Origin of the sequence: Limimaricola variabilis (genome assembly GCF_014195545.1) — a bacterium.
Taxonomy (GTDB): Bacteria; Pseudomonadota; Alphaproteobacteria; order Rhodobacterales; family Rhodobacteraceae; genus Limimaricola; species Limimaricola variabilis.
Genome location: NZ_JACIBX010000001.1, coordinates 341,128 through 361,863 on the forward strand (window position 1 = coordinate 341,128; position 20,736 = coordinate 361,863).

Annotated in this window: 21 protein-coding genes; 9 read left to right on the forward strand and 12 right to left on the reverse strand. The window is 67.7% G+C overall.

Features of this window, described 5'->3' with window-relative positions; translation table 11 throughout:
* Positions 1-41: 41 nt before the first annotated feature.
* From FHS00_RS01670 to FHS00_RS01705, 8 genes are all read right to left on the reverse strand, one after another.
* The gene (locus tag FHS00_RS01670; RefSeq protein WP_183469246.1) at positions 42-929 is read right to left on the reverse strand and encodes a DMT family transporter; all 888 of its coding nucleotides are present in this window, start codon (positions 927-929) and stop codon (positions 42-44) included.
* An 81-nt stretch (positions 930-1,010) separates the two neighbouring features.
* A complete protein-coding gene (gene phoB, locus FHS00_RS01675; protein ID WP_183469248.1) occupies positions 1,011-1,703 on the reverse strand; it encodes a phosphate regulon transcriptional regulator PhoB in 693 nt (230 codons plus the stop codon).
* Positions 1,704-1,707: 4 nt separating this feature from the next.
* A complete protein-coding gene (gene phoU / locus FHS00_RS01680) occupies positions 1,708-2,421 on the reverse strand; it encodes a phosphate signaling complex protein PhoU (protein ID WP_183469250.1) in 714 nt (237 codons plus the stop codon).
* A 14-nt stretch (positions 2,422-2,435) separates the two neighbouring features.
* Positions 2,436-3,230, reverse strand: coding sequence for a phosphate ABC transporter ATP-binding protein PstB (pstB, locus tag FHS00_RS01685; RefSeq protein ID WP_183469252.1), 795 nt, complete (start codon positions 3,228-3,230; stop codon positions 2,436-2,438).
* 26 nt (positions 3,231-3,256) lie between these two features.
* Positions 3,257-4,621 (reverse strand): phosphate ABC transporter permease PstA, encoded by a 1,365-nt coding sequence (pstA, locus tag FHS00_RS01690; RefSeq protein ID WP_183469254.1) that lies wholly within the window; start codon positions 4,619-4,621, stop codon positions 3,257-3,259.
* Complete coding sequence (gene pstC / locus FHS00_RS01695; RefSeq protein ID WP_183469256.1) at positions 4,618-6,081, reverse strand: phosphate ABC transporter permease subunit PstC; 1,464 nt, start codon at positions 6,079-6,081, stop codon at positions 4,618-4,620. Before pstC ends, pstA begins: the two co-directional genes overlap by 4 nt.
* Before the next feature lie 127 nt (positions 6,082-6,208).
* Positions 6,209-7,252, reverse strand: a complete 1,044-nt coding sequence (locus FHS00_RS01700) for a substrate-binding domain-containing protein (RefSeq protein ID WP_183469257.1) — start codon at positions 7,250-7,252, stop codon at positions 6,209-6,211.
* 149 nt (positions 7,253-7,401) lie between these two features.
* Positions 7,402-8,442 carry an ATP-binding protein gene (locus tag FHS00_RS01705; protein ID WP_183469258.1) on the reverse strand — a complete coding sequence of 347 codons (1,041 nt, stop codon included), beginning with the start codon at positions 8,440-8,442 and terminating at the stop codon, positions 7,402-7,404.
* A gap of 136 nt (positions 8,443-8,578) precedes the next feature.
* Here FHS00_RS01705 and FHS00_RS01710 point away from each other — a divergent pair, with 136 nt between their 5' ends.
* Entirely contained in the window at positions 8,579-8,950 is a 372-nt protein-coding gene (locus tag FHS00_RS01710; protein ID WP_183469259.1) for a hypothetical protein, read from the forward strand.
* Between the two features lie 5 nt (positions 8,951-8,955).
* On the opposite strand, the gene FHS00_RS01715 is transcribed toward FHS00_RS01710, so the two are convergent.
* The gene (locus FHS00_RS01715) at positions 8,956-9,477 is read right to left on the reverse strand and encodes a gamma carbonic anhydrase family protein (RefSeq protein WP_183469260.1); all 522 of its coding nucleotides are present in this window, start codon (positions 9,475-9,477) and stop codon (positions 8,956-8,958) included.
* On the reverse strand, positions 9,474-10,112 hold the full coding sequence (gene gmk, locus FHS00_RS01720) for a guanylate kinase (protein WP_183469261.1): 639 nt from the start codon (positions 10,110-10,112) through the stop codon (positions 9,474-9,476). Before gmk ends, FHS00_RS01715 begins: the two co-directional genes overlap by 4 nt.
* Before the next feature lie 177 nt (positions 10,113-10,289).
* Here gmk and FHS00_RS01725 point away from each other — a divergent pair, with 177 nt between their 5' ends.
* Positions 10,290-10,847, forward strand: coding sequence for a PAS domain-containing protein (locus FHS00_RS01725; RefSeq protein WP_183469262.1), 558 nt, complete (start codon positions 10,290-10,292; stop codon positions 10,845-10,847).
* 60 nt (positions 10,848-10,907) lie between these two features.
* On the opposite strand, the gene FHS00_RS01730 is transcribed toward FHS00_RS01725, so the two are convergent.
* Positions 10,908-12,278: a class II 3-deoxy-7-phosphoheptulonate synthase gene (locus FHS00_RS01730; RefSeq protein WP_183469263.1), complete on the reverse strand. Its 1,371-nt coding sequence runs from the start codon at positions 12,276-12,278 to the stop codon at positions 10,908-10,910.
* Positions 12,279-12,445: 167 nt separating this feature from the next.
* Between FHS00_RS01730 and FHS00_RS01735 the strand changes: the two genes are divergently transcribed.
* The 6 genes from FHS00_RS01735 to FHS00_RS01760 all read left to right on the forward strand — a co-directional run bounded on the left by FHS00_RS01735 (position 12,446) and on the right by FHS00_RS01760 (position 18,711).
* Positions 12,446-13,456 (forward strand): GlxA family transcriptional regulator, encoded by a 1,011-nt coding sequence (locus tag FHS00_RS01735; RefSeq protein WP_183469265.1) that lies wholly within the window; start codon positions 12,446-12,448, stop codon positions 13,454-13,456.
* A 110-nt stretch (positions 13,457-13,566) separates the two neighbouring features.
* Positions 13,567-14,763 carry an ABC transporter substrate-binding protein gene (locus FHS00_RS01740; protein WP_183469267.1) on the forward strand — a complete coding sequence of 399 codons (1,197 nt, stop codon included), beginning with the start codon at positions 13,567-13,569 and terminating at the stop codon, positions 14,761-14,763.
* 98 nt (positions 14,764-14,861) lie between these two features.
* Positions 14,862-15,647, forward strand: coding sequence for an ABC transporter ATP-binding protein (locus FHS00_RS01745; protein ID WP_183469269.1), 786 nt, complete (start codon positions 14,862-14,864; stop codon positions 15,645-15,647).
* Positions 15,648-15,686: 39 nt separating this feature from the next.
* Entirely contained in the window at positions 15,687-16,400 is a 714-nt protein-coding gene (locus FHS00_RS01750) for an ABC transporter ATP-binding protein (RefSeq protein ID WP_183469271.1), read from the forward strand.
* A gap of 2 nt (positions 16,401-16,402) precedes the next feature.
* On the forward strand, positions 16,403-17,416 hold the full coding sequence (locus tag FHS00_RS01755) for a branched-chain amino acid ABC transporter permease (RefSeq protein WP_183469273.1): 1,014 nt from the start codon (positions 16,403-16,405) through the stop codon (positions 17,414-17,416).
* Positions 17,413-18,711 (forward strand): branched-chain amino acid ABC transporter permease, encoded by a 1,299-nt coding sequence (locus tag FHS00_RS01760; RefSeq protein WP_183469275.1) that lies wholly within the window; start codon positions 17,413-17,415, stop codon positions 18,709-18,711. Before FHS00_RS01755 ends, FHS00_RS01760 begins: the two co-directional genes overlap by 4 nt.
* 79 nt (positions 18,712-18,790) lie before the next feature.
* Here the strand turns inward: FHS00_RS01760 and FHS00_RS01765 are convergent, their stop codons facing one another.
* Positions 18,791-19,882, reverse strand: coding sequence for a HupE/UreJ family protein (locus FHS00_RS01765; RefSeq protein ID WP_183469277.1), 1,092 nt, complete (start codon positions 19,880-19,882; stop codon positions 18,791-18,793).
* Between the two features lie 46 nt (positions 19,883-19,928).
* Between FHS00_RS01765 and FHS00_RS01770 the strand changes: the two genes are divergently transcribed.
* The gene (locus FHS00_RS01770) at positions 19,929-20,729 is read left to right on the forward strand and encodes a DUF4198 domain-containing protein (RefSeq protein WP_183469279.1); all 801 of its coding nucleotides are present in this window, start codon (positions 19,929-19,931) and stop codon (positions 20,727-20,729) included.
* Positions 20,730-20,736: the final 7 nt, after the last annotated feature.

Here is a 20,736-nt window from a genome sequence, read left to right on the forward strand (position 1 = left end):
TGCAAAGTGTTGACGACTTCTAGGCCCCCGGCGCCGAGTGGTCAAACGGGTTCAGGCCGCGGCGCTGGTCGGGCGGGCACCATCGTCACCGCCAAAAGCCCGGCCAGCACCATCAGCGCACCGGCGAGCCGGGCCGGCGTGACCGGCTCTCCCAGAACCGAGACGGCGAGCAGCCAGGCGGTCACCGGCTCGGCCAGGGCCAACGTCACCGCGGTCGAGGCGGCGACCCGCGTCAGACCCCAGGTATAGAACGCGTAGGACAAGGCGGTGGCGCCGACGCCGAGGAACAGCACCGCGCTCCAGGCCGGGGCACCGACGAGCCAGACGGGCGGCGACAGGAACAGCACCGGCAGCGTGACGATGGCACCGATGGTGAAGGTGGCGGCGGCGCGCGGCAGCGGCGGGGCGGCATTGCTGGCGCGCGCGGTCGCCAGGGAATAGGCGGCGTAGCAGGCGCCCGCCCCGGCCGCGAGCGCGATGCCCAAGGGGCCGCCGCTACCGCCGCTGCCGGCCATCGCCAGGAGCGCCACGCCGGTGATCGACAGAAGCTGGCCCGCGCCCCGCCAGCGTCCCGGCCAGAGCCGCGCCGCCGCGATTTCCCAACCGGTGGTCCAGAGCGGCGCGCTTCCGATCGCCACGGCGGTTCCGATCCCGACCCCGGCCATTGATACGGCATGAAAGAACAGCAGGTTGTAGCCGGCGATGCAGAGCCCGGCGAGGCCGACCAGCCGCCAGGGCAGCCGGACCAGCGCGGCCCGGCTCGGCCCGTGCAGCATCGCCGCCAGCATCAGCGCCGCGCCACCGATCAGCAGGCGCAGCGCCCCCACGGCGAGCGGGTCGCGCGATGCGGGCAGCAGCGCCTGCACGGTGCCGGTGGTTCCCCAGAGCATCGCCGCCGCGATCACCGCGACCAGACCCATCAGACGCATGATCCCTCCCGAGCCGACAGCATCCGGTCTAGCCGCGACACGCGGAAAGGTCAGCCGTGAAAACCGGGGCTGCGGCCGCCGCTAGCCCAAGGCATAGCCGGCACCGCGCACCGTGCGCAGCGGATCGGCGCCGCCATGGGTGCACAGCACCTTGCGCAGCCGGCCGATATGGACGTCGACGGTGCGGGTATCGACATAGACGTCACGGCCCCAAACCCTATCGAGCATCTGCTCGCGGCTCCAGACCCGGCCCGGCTTCTCGAGGAAGGTGGCGAGCAGCCTGAACTCGGTCGGGCCGAGCTTGAGGAGCTGGCCACCGCGATGGACACGATGCGTCTCCGCGTCGAGGGTGATGTCCTCGTAGCGCAGCGTCTCGCCGACGCCCGCCGGGCGCGAGCGGCGCAGCTGCGCCTTCACCCGCGCCATCAGCTCGGTCACCGAATAGGGCTTCACCACGTAGTCGTCGGCCCCGGTCTCGAGCCCGCGCACCCGGTCGACCTCCTCGGAACGCGCCGAGAGCATGATGATCGGCACCTCGCGGGTCTCCGGGCGGGTCTTGATCCGGCGGCAGATCTCGATGCCCGAAACGCCCGGCAGCATCCAGTCGAGCACGATCAGGTCCGGCACCTCCTCGGACACCATCAAGAGCGCCGCGTCGCCATCCTCGGCCTCCGAGATCCGGAAGCCTTCGGATTCGAGGTTGTAGCTCAGCACCGCGCGCTGCGACGGCTCGTCCTCGACGATCAGGACGTGCGGCTGGACCTGCTGGCGCATCGTCTCACTCCGGGCTGGCCACGTAGGAGGTGTTGTCGCCCTTGGGGCGATCCTCGTCCGGCATCTGCCCGGTGATCAGGTAGATCACCTGCTCGGCCATGTTGGTGACCAGATCGCCCATCCGTTCGATGTTCTTGGCGATGAAGTGCAGATGCATGCAGGCGGTGATCGCGCGCGGATCTTCCATCATGTGGGTCAGGAACTCGCGGAACAGCGCGTTGTACATCTGATCGACGTCCTGGTCGCGCTGCAGCACCTCGAAGGCGAGGTCGGCGTCGCGCCGCACGAAGGCGTCGAGCGTGTCCTTGAGCATGTTCTGGACCTCGCGCGCCATGCGCTTGATCGCGGCGTCGGAGCCCTCGATCGGTCCGAGCTCGGCCAGCACGCTGGTCCGCTTGGCCATGTTCTTGGCGTAGTCGCCGATCCGCTCGAGGCTGGCGGCGAGCCGCAGCACCGACAGGATCACCCGCAGGTCACGGCTCACCGGGGCGCGGATCGCGATGACGCGGGCGGCCTCCTCGTTGAGCTGCTCCTCGAGCGCGTCGATCGCCTTGTCGCCGCGGCGGACCCGCTCGGCGTTCTCGATGTCGCGGTCGGCGAGGCTCTGGGCGCCGTCGATGATCGCGGCCTCCACCAGACCGCCCATCTTCAGGATCAGCGCCTGGATGTTCTCGAGGTCGCGGTCGAAGGCCGAGGCGATGTGCTGCTTGTCCTGCATTGGTCCCTGCTCCCTTACCCGATCCGGCCCGAGATGTAGCTCTCGGTGCGGCTGTCCTCGGGGTTGGTGAAAATCTTGCCGGTCTCGCCGTATTCGACGAGGTTGCCGAGATGGAAGAACGCCGTGCGCTGGCTCACACGCGCCGCCTGCTGCATGGAGTGGGTGACGATCACCACCGAGAAGTTCTGCCGCAGCTCGTCGATCAGTTCCTCGACCTGCGCGGTGGCAATCGGGTCGAGCGCCGAGCAGGGCTCGTCCATCAGCAGCACCTCCGGCTCGGTCGCCACGGCGCGGGCGATGCACAGACGCTGCTGCTGGCCGCCCGACAGGCCGGTACCCGGCGCATGCAGCCGGTCCTTGACCTCGTCCCAGATCGCGCCGCGACGCAGCGCCTTCTCGACGATCTCGTCGAGCTCGGCCTTGTTCTTGGCGAGGCCGTGGATCTTGGGGCCGTAGGCCACGTTGTCGTAGATCGATTTCGGGAACGGGTTCGGCTTCTGGAACACCATTCCGACCTTGGCGCGCAACTGCACCGGGTCAACGCGGCTGTCGTAGATGTCGGCCTCGTCGATCTTGATCTTGCCGGTCACCACCGCGCCCGGAATGGTGTCGTTCATCCGGTTCAGGCAGCGCAGGAAGGTCGACTTGCCGCAGCCCGACGGCCCGATGAAGGCGGTGACGGTGCGGTCGGCGATGTCGACGTCGACGCCCTTGATCGCGTGGGTGGTGCCGTAATGCACGTGCACGTCGCGCGCGGTGATCTTGGTCTCGTTCAGCACGGTGTTGTCCATGGTTCGCATGTCGTTCATGTCCGGGCCCCCTGCCCTTTGCGCGCTCACCAGCGCCGCTCGAAGCGGCGGCGCAGCAGCACCGCGATGAGGTTCATGGCCAAGAGGAACACCAGCAGCACGATGATGCCGCCCCAGGCGCGCTCGTAAAAGGCCGGATCGGCCCGCTTGGCCCATTCGTAGATCTGCGCCGGCATTGCCGAGTTCGGGCTCAGGAAGCCCTCGGCCACGCCTTCAGGATAGTTGGTCGCGATGTAGCCCACCATGCCGATCAGCAGGAGCGGCGCGGTCTCGCCCAGGGCCTGCGCGAGGCCGAGGATGGTGCCGGTGAGAATGCCCGGCATCGCCAGCGGCAGCACGTGGTGCATCACCGCCTGCATCTTCGACGCACCAACGCCGAGCGCGGCGTCGCGGATCGAGGGCGGCACCGCCTTGAGTGAGGCCCGGGTGGAGATGATGATCGTCGGCAGCGTCATCAGCGTCAGTACGAGGCCACCGACCAGCGGTGCCGACTGCGGCAGGTGCATGAACTGGATGAACACTGCGAGGCCGAGGATACCGAAGACGATCGACGGCACGGCGGCGAGGTTCGAGATGTTGACCTCGATCAGGTCGGTGAACCGGTTCTTGGGCGCGAATTCCTCGAGATAGATCGAGGCCGCGACGCCGATCGGCAGCGACAGCACCAGCACCACCAGCATCATGAAGAGCGAGCCCAGCATGGCGACGCCGATCCCGGCCTGCTCGGGCCGCGAATCCGAGGCGTCGGCACCGGTGATGAAGGACCAGTTGAAACGCTTCTCGACGATGCCCGCTTCGCGCCAGGCATCGATCAGGTCGAGATGCTCGGCGTCGAGGTTCTTGTCCCGTGCGAGGCTGGCGCGGCTGACCCGGCCCTTGAGATAGCCGTCGACCCGCGAGGAGGCCAGCAGCTCGACCGAAACGGTCTGGCCGATCAGCTCGGGGTTGGCGAGCACGCGGTCACGCAGCTGCGCCGCGGCCGAGCCCGACAGCACCTTGGAGAGCGCCTTCGGCGCCAGCTCGGTCTCGACGCCGGTGGCCTCGACCTGTTCGACCAGCGCCTGCTCGATCAGAGGCGCATAGCCGAAGGTGGAAACCTTGGCGAGCTTGGCCGGGTCGCGGTCGCCATCCTTGTCGAGCTTTTCCTCGAGCAGCGGCACGTCGAGTTGCACATAGGTCTGGGTGAAGGCGGTGAGGCCGTTCGACAGGATTGCCCAAAGCAGCGCCGCGAGGAACGCCATGCCGATCGCCAGCGCGGCGATGCCATAGGCCTTGAATCGCGCCTCGGCCCGGTTGCGCCGCTTGGTGCGGTCATCGGTAACGAGCAGCGAGCCCGGGCGCGGGCCGGTTTGGCCGTCGGGGAGCGGGCCGGTTTGCGGGATATCGGTCATTCGTACTGCTCCCTGTAGCGGCGCACGATCCACAGCGCGACGACGTTGAGCGCCAGCGTGATCACGAAAAGGGTCATGCCGAGGGCGAAGGCGACCAGCGCCTCGGGCGAGGAGAAATCGGCGTCACCGGTGAGCTGGCTCACGATCTTGGCGGTCACCGTCGTCATGGCGTCGAAGGGGTTCATCGACAGCCGCGCCGCGGCCCCGGCCCCGAGCACGACGATCATCGTCTCGCCGATGGCACGCGATGCGGCCAGGAGGATCGCGCCGACGATGCCGGGCAGCGCCGCGGGCAGCACCACCTGGCGGATCGTCTCGGAACGGGTGGCGCCGAGGCCGAGGCTGCCGTCGCGCAGGGATTGCGGCACGGCGTTGATGATGTCGTCCGACAGCGAGGAGACGAAGGGCACGAGCATGATGCCCATGACGAGGCCGGCGGTCATCACGGCCGTGCCGCCCTGCATCCAGCCCAGCCCCAGATAGCCGCCGCGCCCGAAGGCTTCGACCAACAGCGGGCCGACGGTCAGCAGCGCGAACAGGCCGTAAACGATGGTCGGGATGCCGGCGAGCATCTCCAGCATCGGCTTGGCCCAGCTGCGGACGTTGCGATGCGCGTATTCGGCGAGGTAGATCGCGGCGAAGAGACCGATCGGCACCGCGACCAGCAGCGCGATCAACGAGATGTAGAGCGTGCCCCACAGCAGCGGCAGGATGCCCAGCTCGGAGCCGCCGCCGAAGCTCGGGCTCCAGGTAGTGCCGAAGAAGAACTCGGAGGCCGGGTAGAGCCGGAAGAACTCGATGGTGTTGAAAATCAGCGCCAGCACGATGCCGACGGTGGTCAGGATCGCGATCAACGCGGCCGAGATCAGCGTGCCGCGCATCGCCCGTTCGACCGCGTTGCGGGCCCGGAAATCGGGGGCCGCTCGCGACACACCCCAGGCGGCACCCGCGAGCGCCAGACCGATCACGGCGATGGTCCGGGCGAGATGACCGACACCGGCGAGCCGGCGCCAGCGCAGCGCGGCGTCGCGGGTCGCGGATGTTACCTCGGAACCCAGAGCCACGCCCTGCGCCGCCATCGCCGCGCGCATTTCCCCGGCGGGCAGATCGCGGGCCGCCTCGCGGCTCAGTCGGCCGGTCTCGACCGCGGCGTCGAGGCCCGCGGCGAGCCGCTGGACATCGGCCATCATCAGCGACGGTACCGCGTTCGCGCTGGCCTCGGCCTCGAGCACTGGCCAGACCATCATGCGGGTGACGGCGGGTTGCGCGACCAGCCAGATCGCCAGCAGCAGGAGCGCCGGCAGCGCGGCATAGAGGGCGGCGGTCCAGCCGTAATAGCCGGGCAGCGAGTGCAATCTGCGCCCCTCGCGCGCGGCTGCGCGCAGGGCGCGCGACCGCGCCAGCACGAAGCCAGCGGCCGCGATGGCCAGGACGATCAGGGCGATCCAGGACGGTGTCATGGCGGGGCCTTCAATTATCGAGGCCCGAAGCGGGGATCGCGTCGGGCCGGAGCGGTGTCGTATCTGTCACGCGCCGTGCGGGCGGTGGTCGGGGGCGGCAGGGCCGCCCCCTCCCGTAACGCCTGTGTTACATCGCGTCCATGGTGGTGCCGTTCGCGACCGTCTCCTGGGTCGCGGCCAGCTCGGGGTCGGCAACTAGGCCATAGGCCGAGAGCGGGCCGTCGGGGCCGGCGATCTCGTCGGCGACGAAGAACTCGACGAACTCCTGCAGGCCGGGGATCACGCCGAGATGGGCCTTCTTGACGTAGAAGTACAGCGGGCGGGACACCGGATACTCACCGCTCGCGATGGTCTCGGTCGAGGGCTCGACGCCGGACATGGTCGCGACCTGCAGGCTGTCGGTGTTGTTCTCGTAGAAGGAAAGGCCGAAGACGCCGATGCCCTGCGGGTTGGCCTCGATGCGGGCCAGGGTCTCGGTGTAGTCGCCGTCGATATCTACGGACACGCCGTCGGTGCGGGTCTCCATGCAAGCCGCCTCGGCCGCATCCTCGTCGCCGCCGTTGATCTCGAGGATCTGCTCGTAAGCGCCGCTCTCTTCGCAGCCTGCGAGCAGCACCTTCTCCTCGAACACTTCACGGGTGCCGTGCTTGGTGCCCGGGATGAAAGCCAGGATCTCCTGGTCGGGCAGATCGGCGTTCACCTCGGCCCAGCTGCCGTTCGGGTTTGCGACCATCGCGCCGTCCTGCGGGATCTCAGCGGCCAGGGCCTGGTACCAGTCGGCCGGGGTGAAGGCGAAGGTCTCGCCGTCGATGTCCGAGGCGAAGACGATGCCGTCATAGCCGATCCGGACTTCGATGATCTCGTTCACGCCATTGGCGGCGCAGGTCTCGACCTCGCCTTCGCGGATCGCGCGGGAGGCATTGGCGATGTCGATGGTGTTCTCGCCCACGCCCTCGCAGAAACGGGCGAGACCGGCGGAGGAGCCACCCGATTCCACGACCGGGGTCGGGAAATCGAAGTTCTCGCCGAAGGCCTCGGCCACGATCGATGCGTAGGGCAGCACGGTCGAGGAGCCGGCGACCTGCACGTTGTCGCGACCTTGAGCGGTGGCGAAGCCGGCGGTGGCGGCGATGAGGGCTGCGCTCGAGGCGGTCAGCTTGACGAAGGACATGGATCGCTCCTGTTGTTCATTCCCGCGAAGAGCGCGAAGGCGCCCTCCGTTACGGCCCGATTAAGGGTCCGGGGACTCCGTTTTGTGACAGTCGTGTAAAAGTTTCATGACAGGCCGGAACCTAGTGCGGATGACCGTGCGGCAAGGGGTCATGCGACCGGCAGGATCACCGTGAAGGTGCTGCCCTGTCCTGGCGCGCTCTCGATCCGCAAGCGGCCGCGATGCCGGCTCACGATGTGCTTGACGATGGCGAGGCCGAGCCCGGTGCCCCCGACGGCACGCGAGCGGTGCGTGTCGACCCGGTAGAACCGCTCGGTCAGGCGCGGCACGTGATGCGCGGCGATGCCCTCGCCCTGATCCGTGACGGAGAGGCGGACGCCCTGCCCGCGCAGCTCGGGCTGCGCACCGGGCATGCCCAGCTCCACCACCACCTCGCGATCGGCGCCGCCGTATTTGACGGCGTTGGAGACGAGGTTCGACAGCACCTGGCGCAGCTGCTCCTCGTCGCCCGGCACCCAGACCGGCACGTCGGGCAGACGCGTCTCGATCCGCACGCGGTCACGCGCCGCTACCGGTTCCAGCAACGCCGCCACCTGCAGCGTGAGATTCGACAGATCGACCTTGCCGGTCGGGCGCAGCCGCTCCTCCTGCTCAACCCGGCTGAGCGACAGGAGATCGGAGACGAGCTGCGACATCCGGGCCGCCTCCCGTTCCATGATGCTCAGGAACCGCTCGCGTGCCTTGGGATCATCGCGCGCGGCGCCGCGCAGGGTTTCGATGAAGCCGGCTAGGGCGGTGACCGGCGTGCGCAGCTCGTGGCTGACATTGGCCACGAAATCGCGCCGCATCGCGCCAGCCTCCTCGACCGCCGTCACGTCCTCGAAGCTGAGCGCAACGCCGCGTCCCTGCGGCAGGTCCACCGCGCCCGCCGACACCGACCAAGTCGTGTCGCGCCCGCCTTCGCGGCCCAGATAGCGGGCCTGACCGCCCTGCCCGTGGCGCAGACAGGCCTCGACGGCGTCGAGCACGGCGGGCTGACGCAGCGCGTTGATGTAGTGGCGTCCGACCTGCGCGCCGCCCAGCAACCGCAGCGCCGGCGGGTTCGCCGCGGCAATGCGCTCGGTCGAGTCGATCAGGAGGATCGGCATTGGCAGAGCCGACATCAGCGAGGCGAGCGCGGAAATCGTCATGGGGCGTTAACCTTTTTTAAGTAACGAAGCGTCAACCGGCAGGTCTTTGAGGTTTCGTTTGTCATCCGCGACGAGTAATTCTTCCCTCGATACCCGCCAAGGTGGTCTCGCGCCGCCCCAGCCAAGAGGTGCCGAGATGCCCGGGGACAACCCTGACACGCCGCGCTCCGGCCGGCCACTGATGCTGATCGTCGGACAGTTCGCGAATTTCGACGGTGCCGCCACCCTGCCCGTCACCAACGAACTGCATTGCGTCCGCTATTGCGGTCTGGAGCAGCTTTCGGCGGAACTGCTGGAGCGGCTGTCGCCCGCGGTGGTGGTATCCGCGCTTTTCGGGCCGCGCTTCGACGCGCTGGAACTGGCACAGCATCTGGCCGCGCTCGGTTATCACGGGCCCTACCGGGTCCTGGGGGCACCGCTGCCCGACCCGGCTGCGGTGCGCATGGAGATCGCGCAGGCGGCGCCGCAACTCGATGTCGAGCTGCTCGCCCGGCCGGGCTTCTGCTGACGACCTCAGAGCGGCGTCAGCCCCGCGCGGAACCGGTCGGCATTGTCGCGGTAGTTCAGCGCCGATTTTCGAAGCTTTTCGATCGCGGCCTCGTCGAGTTGGCGCACCACCTTGCCCGGCGCGCCCATCACCAGGCTGCCATCGGGGATGTCCTTGCCCTCGGTCACCAGCGCGCCTGCACCGATCAGGCAGTTGCGGCCGATCCTGGCGCCGTTCAGCACCGTCGCCCCCATGCCGATCAGGCTGTTCTCGCCGATCGTGCAGCCATGCAGCATCGCCTTGTGGCCGACCGTCACGCCCGCGCCGATTTCGAGCGGGAAGCCCATGTCGGTGTGCAGCACGCAGTTTTCCTGAACGTTGGTGTTCGTGCCCAGAGTGATGCGTTCGTTGTCGCCACGGATCGTGGCCCCGAACCAGACCGAGCTGCCGGGAGCGAGCGTCACCTTGCCGATCACATGCGCGCCTGGGGCGACCCAGGCGGTTTCGTCGATCTCGGGCGCTTCGCCCTCCAGCGTATAGATGGTCATGTTCCCTCCTCGAACTCGGCCTGTAGCGCCCGGACGTGATCCACAAGCCAGGGCTGCTGGCTGCGGCGCAGGCGCTCGGCCTCGATGATGATCTTGAGCTGCGCCTCGGTGGCGTCAAGATCGTCGTTGACCAGCACGTAGTCGTAGCCGTCCCAGTGGCTGATCTCGTCCCAGCTCTTGAGCATGCGCTTCTCGATCACCTCGGCGCTGTCCTGCGCCCTTCCCTCCAGCCTGCGCCGCAGCTCGCGGATCGACGGAGGCAGGATGAAGATCGACAGCACTTGGTCGGCCATGCGGCTGTTGGAGATCTGCTGCGCGCCCTGCCAATCGACGTCGAACAGCACGTCCCGTCCGGCATCGGTCGCCTCGGCCACGGGCCCGCGCGGGCTGCCATAATAGTTCTCGAAGACCCGGGCATGCTCCAGCATTTCGCCCTCCGCAACGAGATGCTTGAACCGCTCCTCGCTGACGAAGTGGTAGTCGGCGCCGTCGACCTCGCCCGCGCGGGGCGCGCGGGTCGTGGCCGAGACCGAGAAGCCCAGCGTCGGGTCCCAGTCGCGCAGGCGCCGCGCCAGCGTGGATTTCCCGGCGCCCGAAGGCGAGGACAGGATGATGAGAAGGCCGCGCCGCTGCATGATGTCCGCTGCTCCGTGGTGATGCCGTTCCGGATGCATCGGGGGTTAGGCGGATCGCGGCGGTCGGGCAAGGGCATGGCCGGCCGCGTTAACCAATTAACAAGGTATCGGGGGCGTGCCGTCGCGGCCCGAATTAGGATCGTGGCCAAATTGAGGCGAATTGAAGGAGCCGGCGGGATGGAAAGGCGCAAGGAGCGGCGGGGGTCGGTGGCGGAGGCGATGGCGCGGCTCGCGCATCTTCAGACATATTGGCGCGGCCTGATGCGGCATGGTCTGCCGCCGCGACGTGGCGATATCGAACCCGGTCGGATCGGTCCGGCCCTGCCCGGTGCCTTCGTGCTCGACCGGATCGCACCCGGCGAGGCCCGGCTGCGGCTCGCCGGACAGGCCCTGAGCGACGCCGCCGGCACCGAGGCCTGCGGGCTGCCGCTGTCGCGGCTGTTCGAAGCCGCGTCGCGCCCGCGGCTCGCCGCATTGCTGGAACAGGGGTTCGCGCAGGCTTGGCCCTGCTATGCCCCGCTGACATGCGGTCGACTTGGCCATGTCGGCGGGCTGCTTCTCCTGCCGCTACGCGGGCACGAAGATGCGGCACCCCAGATGCTCGGCGCGCTGCTGCACGGGCTGCCGCCGGGGCGGGTGCGCCGCTTCGCCTTTGCCGGACCGACCAGCATTGGCGCGCCCGCCGCCTCGGCCCGGCCACTCCGGCTCGTATCGGTGGAGGCTGCTCCCGCCTGATCCGAACGAAAAAGGGGGGCCGCAAAGCCCCCCTTTCCCAAACTCTGCAATTCTGTCCGTTCAGACGGCGGCGGCGGTGCGCATCCCGTCGCGGCGGCCCGACAGTTCCTCGGCGACGAGGAAGGCCAGCTCCAGCGATTGCGACGCGTTGAGGCGCGGGTCGCAGGCGGTGTGGTAGCGATCCGACAGATCCTCGTCGGTCACCGCCCGCACGCCGCCGGTGCATTCGGTCACGTCGGCGCCGGTCATCTCGAAATGCACGCCACCGGGGATCGTGCCTTCGGCGTTGTGGACGGCAAAGAACTCGCGCACTTCGCGCAGCACGCTGTCGAAGGGCCGGGTCTTGTAGCCCGAGGAGGACTTGATCGTGTTGCCGTGCATCGGGTCGCAGGACCAGGTCACCTTGGCGCCTTCTTCCTGAACCGCCTTGATCAGGCGCGGCAGGTGCTCACCCACGGAGCCGGCACCGAAGCGCGCGATCAGGGTCAAGCGACCTTCCTCGTTGAGCGGGTTCAGCTTGGCCATCAGCGCCTTGAGGTGACCGGTGGTCATCGACGGGCCGCATTTCAGGCCGATCGGGTTCTGCACGCCGCTGGCGAACTCGACATGCGCGCCGTCGGGCTGACGGGTGCGGTCGCCGATCCAGATCATGTGGCCAGAGCCCGCGAGCCACTTGCCAGAGGTCGAATCGAGGCGGCACAACGCCTCCTCGTACTCAAGCAGCAGCGCCTCGTGGCTGGTAAAGAACTCCACCGTCTGCAGCGCATGCGCGGCCTCGTCACGGATGCCAGCGGCCTCCATGAAGTCGAGCGCATCGGTGATCCGGTTGGCCATGTCGCGGTATTTCTCGGCCTCGGGCGCGCCGATGAAGCCCAGCGTCCAGGCGTGTACCTTGTGCACGTCGGCATAGCCGCCGGTCGAGAAGGCGCGCAGCAGGTTCAGCGTGCCGGCGGCCTGCGTATAGGCCTGCAGCATCCGCTCGGGCTCGGGGATGCGAGCCTCGGGGGTGAAGTCGAAGCCGTTGATGATGTCGCCGCGGTAGCTCGGCAGCTCGACGCCGTTCACCGTCTCGGTCGGCGCGGAACGCGGCTTGGCGAACTGGCCGGCCATGCGGCCCACCTTCACCACCGGCACCTTGGCGCCGAAGGTCAGCACAACCGCCATCTGCAGCATCACCTTGAAGGTGTCGCGGATGTGGTCGGCATTGAAGGCCGCGAAGCTCTCGGCGCAATCGCCGCCCTGCAGCAAAAAGGCCTCACCGCGTCCGGCTGCGGCCAGCTTGGACCTGAGCTTGCGCGCCTCGCCGGCAAAGACCAGCGGTGGATAGGAGGCCAGGCGGGCCTCGACGGCGGAGAGACGCTCCGCGTCGGTATAATCGGGCATCTGCACCCGCGGCTTGGCGCGCCAGTTGGCCTTGGTCCACTCGGTCATGGTCTTCGCTCCCATGGAGGCTTGGGGATTATCGGCGGCCTCTATAGCGCGCATGACCCGGGGGGCCAACGCCAAAAGCCATTGCGCACGACCTCTTGCCCCGTCTGCGCAAACCTGTTTCCGTCGATCCCGCCGCGGATCGGACGCAGCGGCAATGCGGGCGAGACATGAACGACGATCGAGAAACATCCGTGCCGACCCTCGGCGATGCGCCCCGCGCCCGCCGCTTCGTATTCGTGCTGCTGCCCGAATTCACCATGCTTTGCTTCGCCTGCGCGATCGAGGCGCTCAGGATCGCCAACCGCATGGCCGGGCAGCCGATCTACAGCTGGGTCCTGGCCGGGGACGGCGGCGAGACCGCGACCTGTTCGAACGGCACGGTCTTCAAGCTCGACATGGATCTCGACGAGTTGTCGCGCGACGACATGGTGATGCTCTGCGGCGGGCTGGAGATTCAGGCGGCGAGCACCAAGCGCGTGCTGAACTGGCTGCGGCGCGAGGCGCGGCGCGGCGCGGTGATGGGCGGGCTGTGCACCGCGGGCTACACGCTGGCCAAGGCCGGGCTGCTCGACGGCAAGCGCGCGACCATCCACTGGGAGAACCAGGACAGCTTTGCCGAGGAATTCGAGGAGGTGACGCTCACCCGCTCGGTCTTCGTGATCGACGGCAACCGCATCACCACAGCGGGCGGCACCGCCTCGATCGACCTGATGCTCAAGCTGATTGCCGATCATCACGGCGAGGATCTGGCCAACGCGGTGGCCGACCAGCTGATCTATTCCTCGATCCGCACCGACCAGGACACGCAGCGGCTCTCCACCCCGACCCGGATCGGTGTGCGCCACCCCAAGCTGGCGCAGGTGATCAAGGCGATGGAGCAGGCCATCGAGGAGCCGGTGAGCCCGGCCCTGCTGGCCGAGCGGGTCGGCATGTCGACCCGGCAGCTGGAGCGGCTGTTCCGCCGATATCTCAACCGCAGCCCCAAGCGGTACTACATGGAGTTGCGGCTGGCACGGGCGCGCAACCTGCTGATGCAGACCGACATGAGCGTGATCAACGTGGCGCTGGCCTGCGGCTTCGCGAGCCCGTCGCATTTCTCCAAATGCTACCGCGCCCATTACCAGACTACCCCTTACCGCGAGCGCGGAAGCCAGGCCACGCGCACTGCTAGCGAGTAGGCCGCAACGGTACGTCCTTGGCGTTACGGCAAGCTCGCGCAACCACTTTCTTTTCGTATGAGCGACGTCTAGCCTGCCGGTCATAATAATCAGGCGTCAGGGAGACGAAGATGAAGAAACTGCTGCTGGCCTCCGCCGCGACCGCGCTCGTCGCGGGTTCCGTTTCGGCCGAGAGCCACATGGACTCCGTAAAGATCGGCATCATCCTGGGCTTCACCGGCCCGCTCGAGTCGATCACCCCCGACATGGCGGGCGGCGCCGAGCTGGCGATCGACGAGGTCAACGAATCCGGTGCCTTCATGGACGGCGCCAAGATCGAGGCGGTCCGCGCCGATAGCACCTGCATCGACGCCGCCGCCGCGACCGCCGCCGCCGAGCGTCTCGTGACCACCGACGGCGTGGTCGGCATCATGGGCGCCGACTGCTCGGGCGTGACCGGTGCGATCCTGCAGAACGTCGCCCGCGCCAACGGCGTGGTGATGATCTCGCCTTCGGCCACCTCGCCCGCGCTCTCCGAGGCCGAGGATGACGGCATGTTCTTCCGCACCGCGCCGTCCGATGCGCGCCAGGGCGAGATCATGTCCCAGGTGATCATGGATCGCGGCATCAGCGAAGTCGCGCTGACCTACACCAACAACGACTACGGCAAGGGTCTCGCCGACAGCTTCCAGAAGGCCTTCGAAGCCGCTGGCGGCACGGTCACGATCTCGGCCGCGCATGAGGACGGCAAGGCCGACTACTCGGCCGAAGTCGGCGCTCTGGCCTCGGCCGGTGGCGAAGTTCTCGTCGTCGCGGGCTACACCGACCAGGGCGGCAAGGGCATCATCCAGGCCTCGCTCGACAGCGGCGCCTTCGACACCTTCGTGCTGCCCGACGGCATGATCGGCCAGCAGATCGTCGACGATCTCGGTTCGGGCCTCGACGGCTCCTTCGGCCAGCTGCCGGGTTCCGACAGCGAAGGCTCGGCGATCTTCCAGGAGATGGCGACCGAGGCGGGCATCAACCCGACCGGCATCTACACCGGCGAAAGCTATGACGCCGCCGCGCTGATGATCCTCGCCATGGCGAAGGCCGGCTCGACCTCGGCCGCCGACTACGCGGGCGAGATCATGAACATCGCCAACGCGCCGGGCGAGCAGATCCTGCCGGGCGAGCTGGGCAAGGCACTGGAGCTGATCGAGGCCGGCGAAGAGATCGACTATGTCGGCGCCACCGCCGTCGAGCTGATCGAGCCGGGCGAGAGCGCTGGCACCTTCAAGGAGATCGAGATCAAGGACGGCGCCATCGAGACCGTCGGCTTCCGCTGATACACCCGCGCCGCGCCCCTCGGGGCGCGGCGCATCCCGCAACGAGAACATGGCCCAGACCCCTGATGCATCGGGGAAACCGGGCCGATCGGGGACCAATGATCACCGTCGAGAACCTTCACCGCCACTTTGGCGGTTTTCATGCTGTTGATGGGGCGAGCCTCCGGATCGAGACTGGCTCGATCACCGGGCTGATCGGCCCGAACGGCGCCGGAAAAACCACGCTGTTCAACGTGATAGCCGGCAGACTTCCACCAACTTCCGGCCGCGTCACCATGGATGGCGAGGACATCACAGGCCTGCCACCGCACGAGCTGTTCCACAAGGGCCTCCTGCGCACCTTCCAGATCGCGCATGAGTTCTCCTCCATGACGGTGCGCGAGAACCTGATGATGGTGCCCGAGAACCAGCATGGCGAGCGGCTGTGGAACGCCTGGTTCGGCCGGGGCAAGATCGCGGCCCAAGAACGCGAACTTGCGAAGAAGGCCGACGAAGTCCTTGAATTCCTGACGATTTCGCACCTCGCCGATGAACGGGCGGGCAATCTCTCGGGCGGTCAGAAGAAGCTCCTGGAGCTGGGCCGCACGATGATGGTCGACGCCAAGATCGTGTTCCTCGACGAGGTCGGTGCCGGCGTGAACCGGACGCTTCTCAACACCATCGGCGACGCGATCGTCCGGCTCAACAAGGAGCGCGGCTACACCTTCTGCGTGATCGAGCACGACATGGATTTCATCGGTCGCCTCTGCGACCCGGTGATCGTCATGGCCGAGGGCAAGGTGCTGGCCGAGGGCAGCGCCGACAGCATCATGAAGAACGAGGCGGTGATCGAGGCCTATCTCGGCACCGGTCTCAAGAACAAGACCGTCGGGGAGACGGCATGAGGGGACAGAACTTGGATATTATCGGAATGGTGAAGCGCCATGGCTGAGCCGCATCTGATCGGCGAGGCGATGACCGGCGGCTACGGGCGCGGCGCGGACATCCTGCAGGGTTGCACGCTCTCGGTCGACAAGGGCGAGATCGCGGTGATCGTCGGCCCCAACGGTGCCGGCAAGTCGACCGCCATGAAGGCGGTGTTCGGCATGCTGAACCTGCGCGAAGGTAGCGTGCGGATCGGCGGCGAGGATATCACCCATCTGAGTCCGCAGGACCGGGTTGCCAAGGGCATGGCCTTCGTGCCGCAGACCTCGAACATCTTCCCGTCGATGACGGTCGAGGAGAACCTCGAGATGGGGGCGTTCCTGCGCCGCGACGACATCCGCCCCACCATCGAGCAGGTCTATGACCTTTTCCCGATCCTGCGCGACAAGCGCCGCCAGCCCGCGGGCGAGCTGTCCGGTGGCCAGCGCCAGCAGGTCGCGGTCGGTCGGGCACTGATGACCCAGCCCTCGGTGCTGATGCTCGACGAGCCGACAGCGGGCGTGAGCCCGATCGTCATGGACGAACTGTTCGACCGGATCATCGAGGTCGCCCGCGCCGGCATCACCATCTTGATGGTCGAGCAGAACGCACGCCAGGCGCTCGAGATCGCCGACAAGGGCTACGTGCTCGTGCAGGGCGCCAACGCCTATACCGGCACCGGCGCCGAGCTGATGGCCGATGACGAGGTGCGCCGCACCTTCCTGGGGGGCTGATCATGACCGACTTCCTGAACGCGATCGTCGCGCTGTCGAATTTCGTGCTGATCCCCGGTGCCGCCTATGGCGCGCAGCTCGCGCTGGGCGCGCTCGGCGTGACGCTGATCTACGGCATCCTGCGCTTTTCCAATTTCGCCCATGGCGACACCATGGCCTTCGGCACGATGGCGACGATCCTCGTCACCTGGGGGCTGCAATCCATGGGCATCAGCTTCGGCCCGCTCCCCACGGCGTTGATCGCCCTGCCCGTCGGCATCGCCATCACCGGCCTGCTGCTGCTGGGCACCGACCGCGCGATCTACCGCTTCTATCGCAAGCAGAAGGCCGCGCCGGTGGTGCTGGTCATCGTGTCGATCGGCGTGATGTTCGTGATGAACGGCCTTGTGCGCTTCATCATCGGCGTCGGCGACGTCAACTTCGCCGATGGCGCCCGCTTCGTGATCAACGCGCGCCAGTTCAAGGAGATGACCGGGCTCGACGAGGGCCTCGCCATCCGCTCCACCACGCTGATCACGCTGGTGACCGCGGCCGTCGCCGTGGCGCTGCTGTTCTGGTTCCTCAACAAGACCCGCACCGGCAAGTCGATGCGCGCTTTCTCCGACAACGAGGATCTGGCGCTGCTGTCGGGCATCAACCCCGAACGCGTGGTCGCGGTGACCTGGCTGATCGTCGCCGCACTCGCCACCACGGCGGGCGTGCTTTACGGCCTCGACAAGTCGTTCAAGGCCTTCACCTACTTCCAACTGCTGCTGCCGATCTTCGCTGCCGCCATCGTCGGTGGCCTGGGCAACCCGCTGGGCGCCATCGCCGGCGGCTTCGTGATCGCCTTCTCGGAGGTGCTGATCACCTATGCATGGAAGAAGGTGCTCGAATACCTGCTGCCTGAGAACCTCGAACCCTCGAGCCTCGTGCAGCTGCTCTCCACCGACTACAAATTCGCCGTGAGCTTCGCGATCCTGATCATCGTGCTGCTGTTCAAGCCCACCGGCCTCTTCAAGGGACAGTCCGTATGACCGCGCGTGGCTATCTTCTCTATGCCGGGATGGCGCTGCTGATCGTCCTCACCGGCCTCGTGCAGGGCTGGAACCTGGCGCTGACGATCCTGAACATGGGGCTGATCTCGGCGATCATGTCGCTCGGCGTGAACCTGCAATGGGGCTTTGCCGGGCTGTTCAACGTCGGCGTCATGGGCTTCGTGGCGCTGGGCGGCCTCGCGGCTGTGCTCGTGTCGATGCCGCCGGTGGCCGAAGGCTGGAACGCCGGCGGGCTGCGGCTCTTGGGCGCGCTGGCGCTGGGGGCCGCGATTCTCATCGCGGCGGTGCAGGTCTGGAAACGCAAGATCGGCGGGCGGATGCGCACGCTGGTCATGCTGGCGCTGCTGGTCGGCGGCTTCTTCCTGTTCCGCGCCGCGCTCGATCCGGCGGTGCAGGCGATCGAGGCGATCAACCCGTCGCTCTCGGGCTATCTCGGCGGGCTTGGCCTGCCGATCCTGATCGCCTGGCCGGTGGGCGGACTGCTCGCCGCCGGCGCTGCCTGGATCATCGGCAAGGCCGCTCTGGGCCTGCGCTCGGACTACCTCGCCATCGCGACGCTGGGCATCGCCGAGATCGTGATCGCGGTTCTGAAGAATGAGGACTGGCTGTCGCGCGGCGTGAAGAACGTGATCGGCCTGCCCCGGCCCGTGCCCTACGAGGTCGAGCTGCAGCGCGATCCGGGCTTCGCGGAGCGCGCGGCGAGCTTCGGCCTCGACCCGGTCACTGCCTCGACGCTCTGGGTCAAGATCCTCTATTCCGGCCTCTTCGCCGTGGTGCTGATCGTGATCCTGCTCCTTGCCCAGCGGGCGCTGGCCTCCCCGTGGGGCCGGATGATGCGGGCGATCCGCGACAACGAGGTCGCCGCCAACGCGATGGGCAAGAACGTCACAGCACGGCACCTGCAGGTGTTCATCCTCGGCTCCGCCGTCTGCGGCATCGCCGGCGCGATGATGACCACGCTGGACGGTCAGCTGACTCCGGGCACCTACCAGCCGCTGCGTTTCACCTTCCTCGTCTGGGTGATGGTGATCGTCGGTGGCTCCGGCAACAACTACGGCGCCGTGCTCGGCGGCTTCCTGATCTGGTGGCTGTGGGTGATGGTCGAGCCGCTCGGCCTCTGGGCGATGGAGCTGATCACCTCCGGCATGTCTCCCGATAGCTGGCTGCGCGCCCATCTGACCGACTCGGCGGCGCAGATGCGGCTGATGACCATGGGCATCATCCTGCTCGCGGTGCTGCGCTTCAGCCCACGAGGGCTGATGCCTGAAAGGTAAGACGTACGACGCGTGAGACAAAGAAAGGGCGGCGACCGGATAGGTCGCCGCCCTTTTTTCTTGGCCGGGGCGCGAAGCTTCAGAGCAGGGTCCGCTCGATCACCCACCAGATGCCCACCAGCGCGATCGCCGCCGAGGCGGGGATCGCGATCACCTGCCGGTACCAAGGCTTGCGCCAGGCCCAGCCGACCAGCAGGAAGGCCGCCGCGATCACCGTGAGCTGACCCAGTTCGACCCCGATGTTGAAGCCGATCAGCGCCGGCACGAAGCTTCCTGCGGGCAGGCCGAACTCGCCCAGCACGGAGGCGAAGCCCAGGCCGTGCAGCAGGCCGAAGCCGAACACGATCACTGGCCGCCACAGGCCCAGATGCGGGAAGACGATGTTCTCGATCGCGACGAAGGCGATCGAGGCGGCGATCAGCGGCTCGACGATCGATGCCGGGACCGAGACATAGCCGAGCGCGGCCAGCGCCAGCGTCACGGTATGGGCCAGCGTGAAGGCCGAGACCTGCCAAAGCAGCGGACGCAGCCTGGCCGCAAGGAAGAACAGCCCCAGCACGAACAGGATATGGTCGAGCCCCTTGGGCAGGATGTGATCGAAGCCCACGGGAATATAGCGCAGGAAGCTCTCCCAGCCGCTGGCCTGATCGCCACCGCCGAGCCGGATCGGATCGCTCACGGCACCGGCTTCCAGATAGCCGTCATAGGGGGCCTCGACCCCCTGCTGGCGCAGCACCAGCGTGCCGAAGGCCGCGTCCCAGCCGACGCGCACCGTCTGCGCATTCTCGGGCAACGGCACGGAAAACTGCAGCATCGCAGGACGCGGCAGCGACAGGTCGCCCGGCTCCGGCACCACGACCTCGTCGAGCTCGGGCGCCACGCGCGCGCCGTCGATCTCGATGTCGATCTCCTCGGCCATCTCCGGCCAGAAGGCGCGGAACCGCGCCGCTATCTCTTCGGCCCCGAGCGCCCGCAAGGCATCGTAGGTGCCCGCCTCGGGCGCGGCGTTGGTGTCGTCGACCGCGCCGAGATCGACGCCGGCCACGAAGCCTTCGAGCGGCGTCTCGACCGTAAAGGTCAGCCGCTCCCCCTGCACCTCCATGTCCGCCAGCGCCGGCAGCACCTCATGCGCCGCGGCGAGCGCGGCCCAGCAGATCGCGATGCTTGACATCACGAGGCCAAGGATCACCCTGCCCCCAAACCCCGGGAGCCCCTGAATGCGTCTCATAACCCTCTGCCTCGTATTGTTGTCTACGCCTGTCGCGGCGCATGAATTCTGGATCGAACCGCTCGATTGGCAGATCGCGGCGGACGATATGGTCCGGGCCGACCTTGTCAACGGCGACCACTTCGAAGGCATCCGCTATGCCCTTCTTCCGCAACGCTATGAAAGCTTCACTCTTCATTCGGGGGACGAGGCGCGCCCCGTCGAAGGCCGGCTCGGCGCGCGCCCCGCGCTCGCCATGGCCGCGCCCGAGGAAGGCCTGCTGATCGCGGCCTATGTCTCCAAGCCGAGCCTTGTCACATATGACGACCCGGCGGTGTTCGAACGCTTCGTCGCGCACAAGGATCTCGGCGCGGTGGCCGCCAATCATGCCACACGCGGCCTGCCCGATGCGGGCTTCAAGGAGGCGTTCACGCGCTACTCAAAGGCGCTGATCGGGGTCGGCGACCCGCAGGGCCAAGATCACCGCCTCGGCCTCGCGACCGAGCTGGTGGCGCTGGACAACCCCTATGCCGACGACCTGTCGGAGGGGCTGCGGGTGCAACTCTTTTACGAGGACGCGCCGCGCGCCGATGCGCAGGTGGAGCTTTTCGCCCGCGATGCCGATGGCAAGGTCGAGCTGACCCTGCACCGCACCGACGCCGAAGGCGTGGCCCTGCTCCCGGTCGAGGCCGGGCATGATTACCTCGCCAATGCGGTGGTGCTGCGCGAACCCGACCACGCGATGCAGGTCGCCACGGGTGCCGTTTGGGAAAGCCTCTGGGCCGCGCTGAGCTTCGCCGTGCCGGATTGACCGGCGG

Bases quoted from the DNA above. Each gene is read 5' to 3' on its own strand.
- FHS00_RS01670 (WP_183469246.1), bottom strand. From the start codon at position 929: ATGCGTCTGATGGGTCTGGTCGCGGTGATCGCGGCGGCGATGCTCTGG.
- phoB (WP_183469248.1), bottom strand. From the start codon at position 1,703: ATGCGCCAGCAGGTCCAGCCGCACGTCCTGATCGTCGAGGACGAGCCG.
- phoU (WP_183469250.1), bottom strand. From the start codon at position 2,421: ATGCAGGACAAGCAGCACATCGCCTCGGCCTTCGACCGCGACCTCGAG.
- pstB (WP_183469252.1), bottom strand. From the start codon at position 3,230: ATGAACGACATGCGAACCATGGACAACACCGTGCTGAACGAGACCAAG.
- pstA (WP_183469254.1), bottom strand. From the start codon at position 4,621: ATGACCGATATCCCGCAAACCGGCCCGCTCCCCGACGGCCAAACCGGC.
- pstC (WP_183469256.1), bottom strand. From the start codon at position 6,081: ATGACACCGTCCTGGATCGCCCTGATCGTCCTGGCCATCGCGGCCGCT.
- FHS00_RS01700 (WP_183469257.1), bottom strand. From the start codon at position 7,252: ATGTCCTTCGTCAAGCTGACCGCCTCGAGCGCAGCCCTCATCGCCGCC.
- FHS00_RS01705 (WP_183469258.1), bottom strand. From the start codon at position 8,442: ATGACGATTTCCGCGCTCGCCTCGCTGATGTCGGCTCTGCCAATGCCG.
- FHS00_RS01710 (WP_183469259.1), top strand. From the start codon at position 8,579: ATGCCCGGGGACAACCCTGACACGCCGCGCTCCGGCCGGCCACTGATG.
- FHS00_RS01715 (WP_183469260.1), bottom strand. From the start codon at position 9,477: ATGACCATCTATACGCTGGAGGGCGAAGCGCCCGAGATCGACGAAACC.
- gmk (WP_183469261.1), bottom strand. From the start codon at position 10,112: ATGCAGCGGCGCGGCCTTCTCATCATCCTGTCCTCGCCTTCGGGCGCC.
- FHS00_RS01725 (WP_183469262.1), top strand. From the start codon at position 10,290: ATGGAAAGGCGCAAGGAGCGGCGGGGGTCGGTGGCGGAGGCGATGGCG.
- FHS00_RS01730 (WP_183469263.1), bottom strand. From the start codon at position 12,278: ATGACCGAGTGGACCAAGGCCAACTGGCGCGCCAAGCCGCGGGTGCAG.
- FHS00_RS01735 (WP_183469265.1), top strand. From the start codon at position 12,446: ATGAACGACGATCGAGAAACATCCGTGCCGACCCTCGGCGATGCGCCC.
- FHS00_RS01740 (WP_183469267.1), top strand. From the start codon at position 13,567: ATGAAGAAACTGCTGCTGGCCTCCGCCGCGACCGCGCTCGTCGCGGGT.
- FHS00_RS01745 (WP_183469269.1), top strand. From the start codon at position 14,862: ATGATCACCGTCGAGAACCTTCACCGCCACTTTGGCGGTTTTCATGCT.
- FHS00_RS01750 (WP_183469271.1), top strand. From the start codon at position 15,687: ATGGCTGAGCCGCATCTGATCGGCGAGGCGATGACCGGCGGCTACGGG.
- FHS00_RS01755 (WP_183469273.1), top strand. From the start codon at position 16,403: ATGACCGACTTCCTGAACGCGATCGTCGCGCTGTCGAATTTCGTGCTG.
- FHS00_RS01760 (WP_183469275.1), top strand. From the start codon at position 17,413: ATGACCGCGCGTGGCTATCTTCTCTATGCCGGGATGGCGCTGCTGATC.
- FHS00_RS01765 (WP_183469277.1), bottom strand. From the start codon at position 19,882: ATGTCAAGCATCGCGATCTGCTGGGCCGCGCTCGCCGCGGCGCATGAG.
- FHS00_RS01770 (WP_183469279.1), top strand. From the start codon at position 19,929: ATGCGTCTCATAACCCTCTGCCTCGTATTGTTGTCTACGCCTGTCGCG.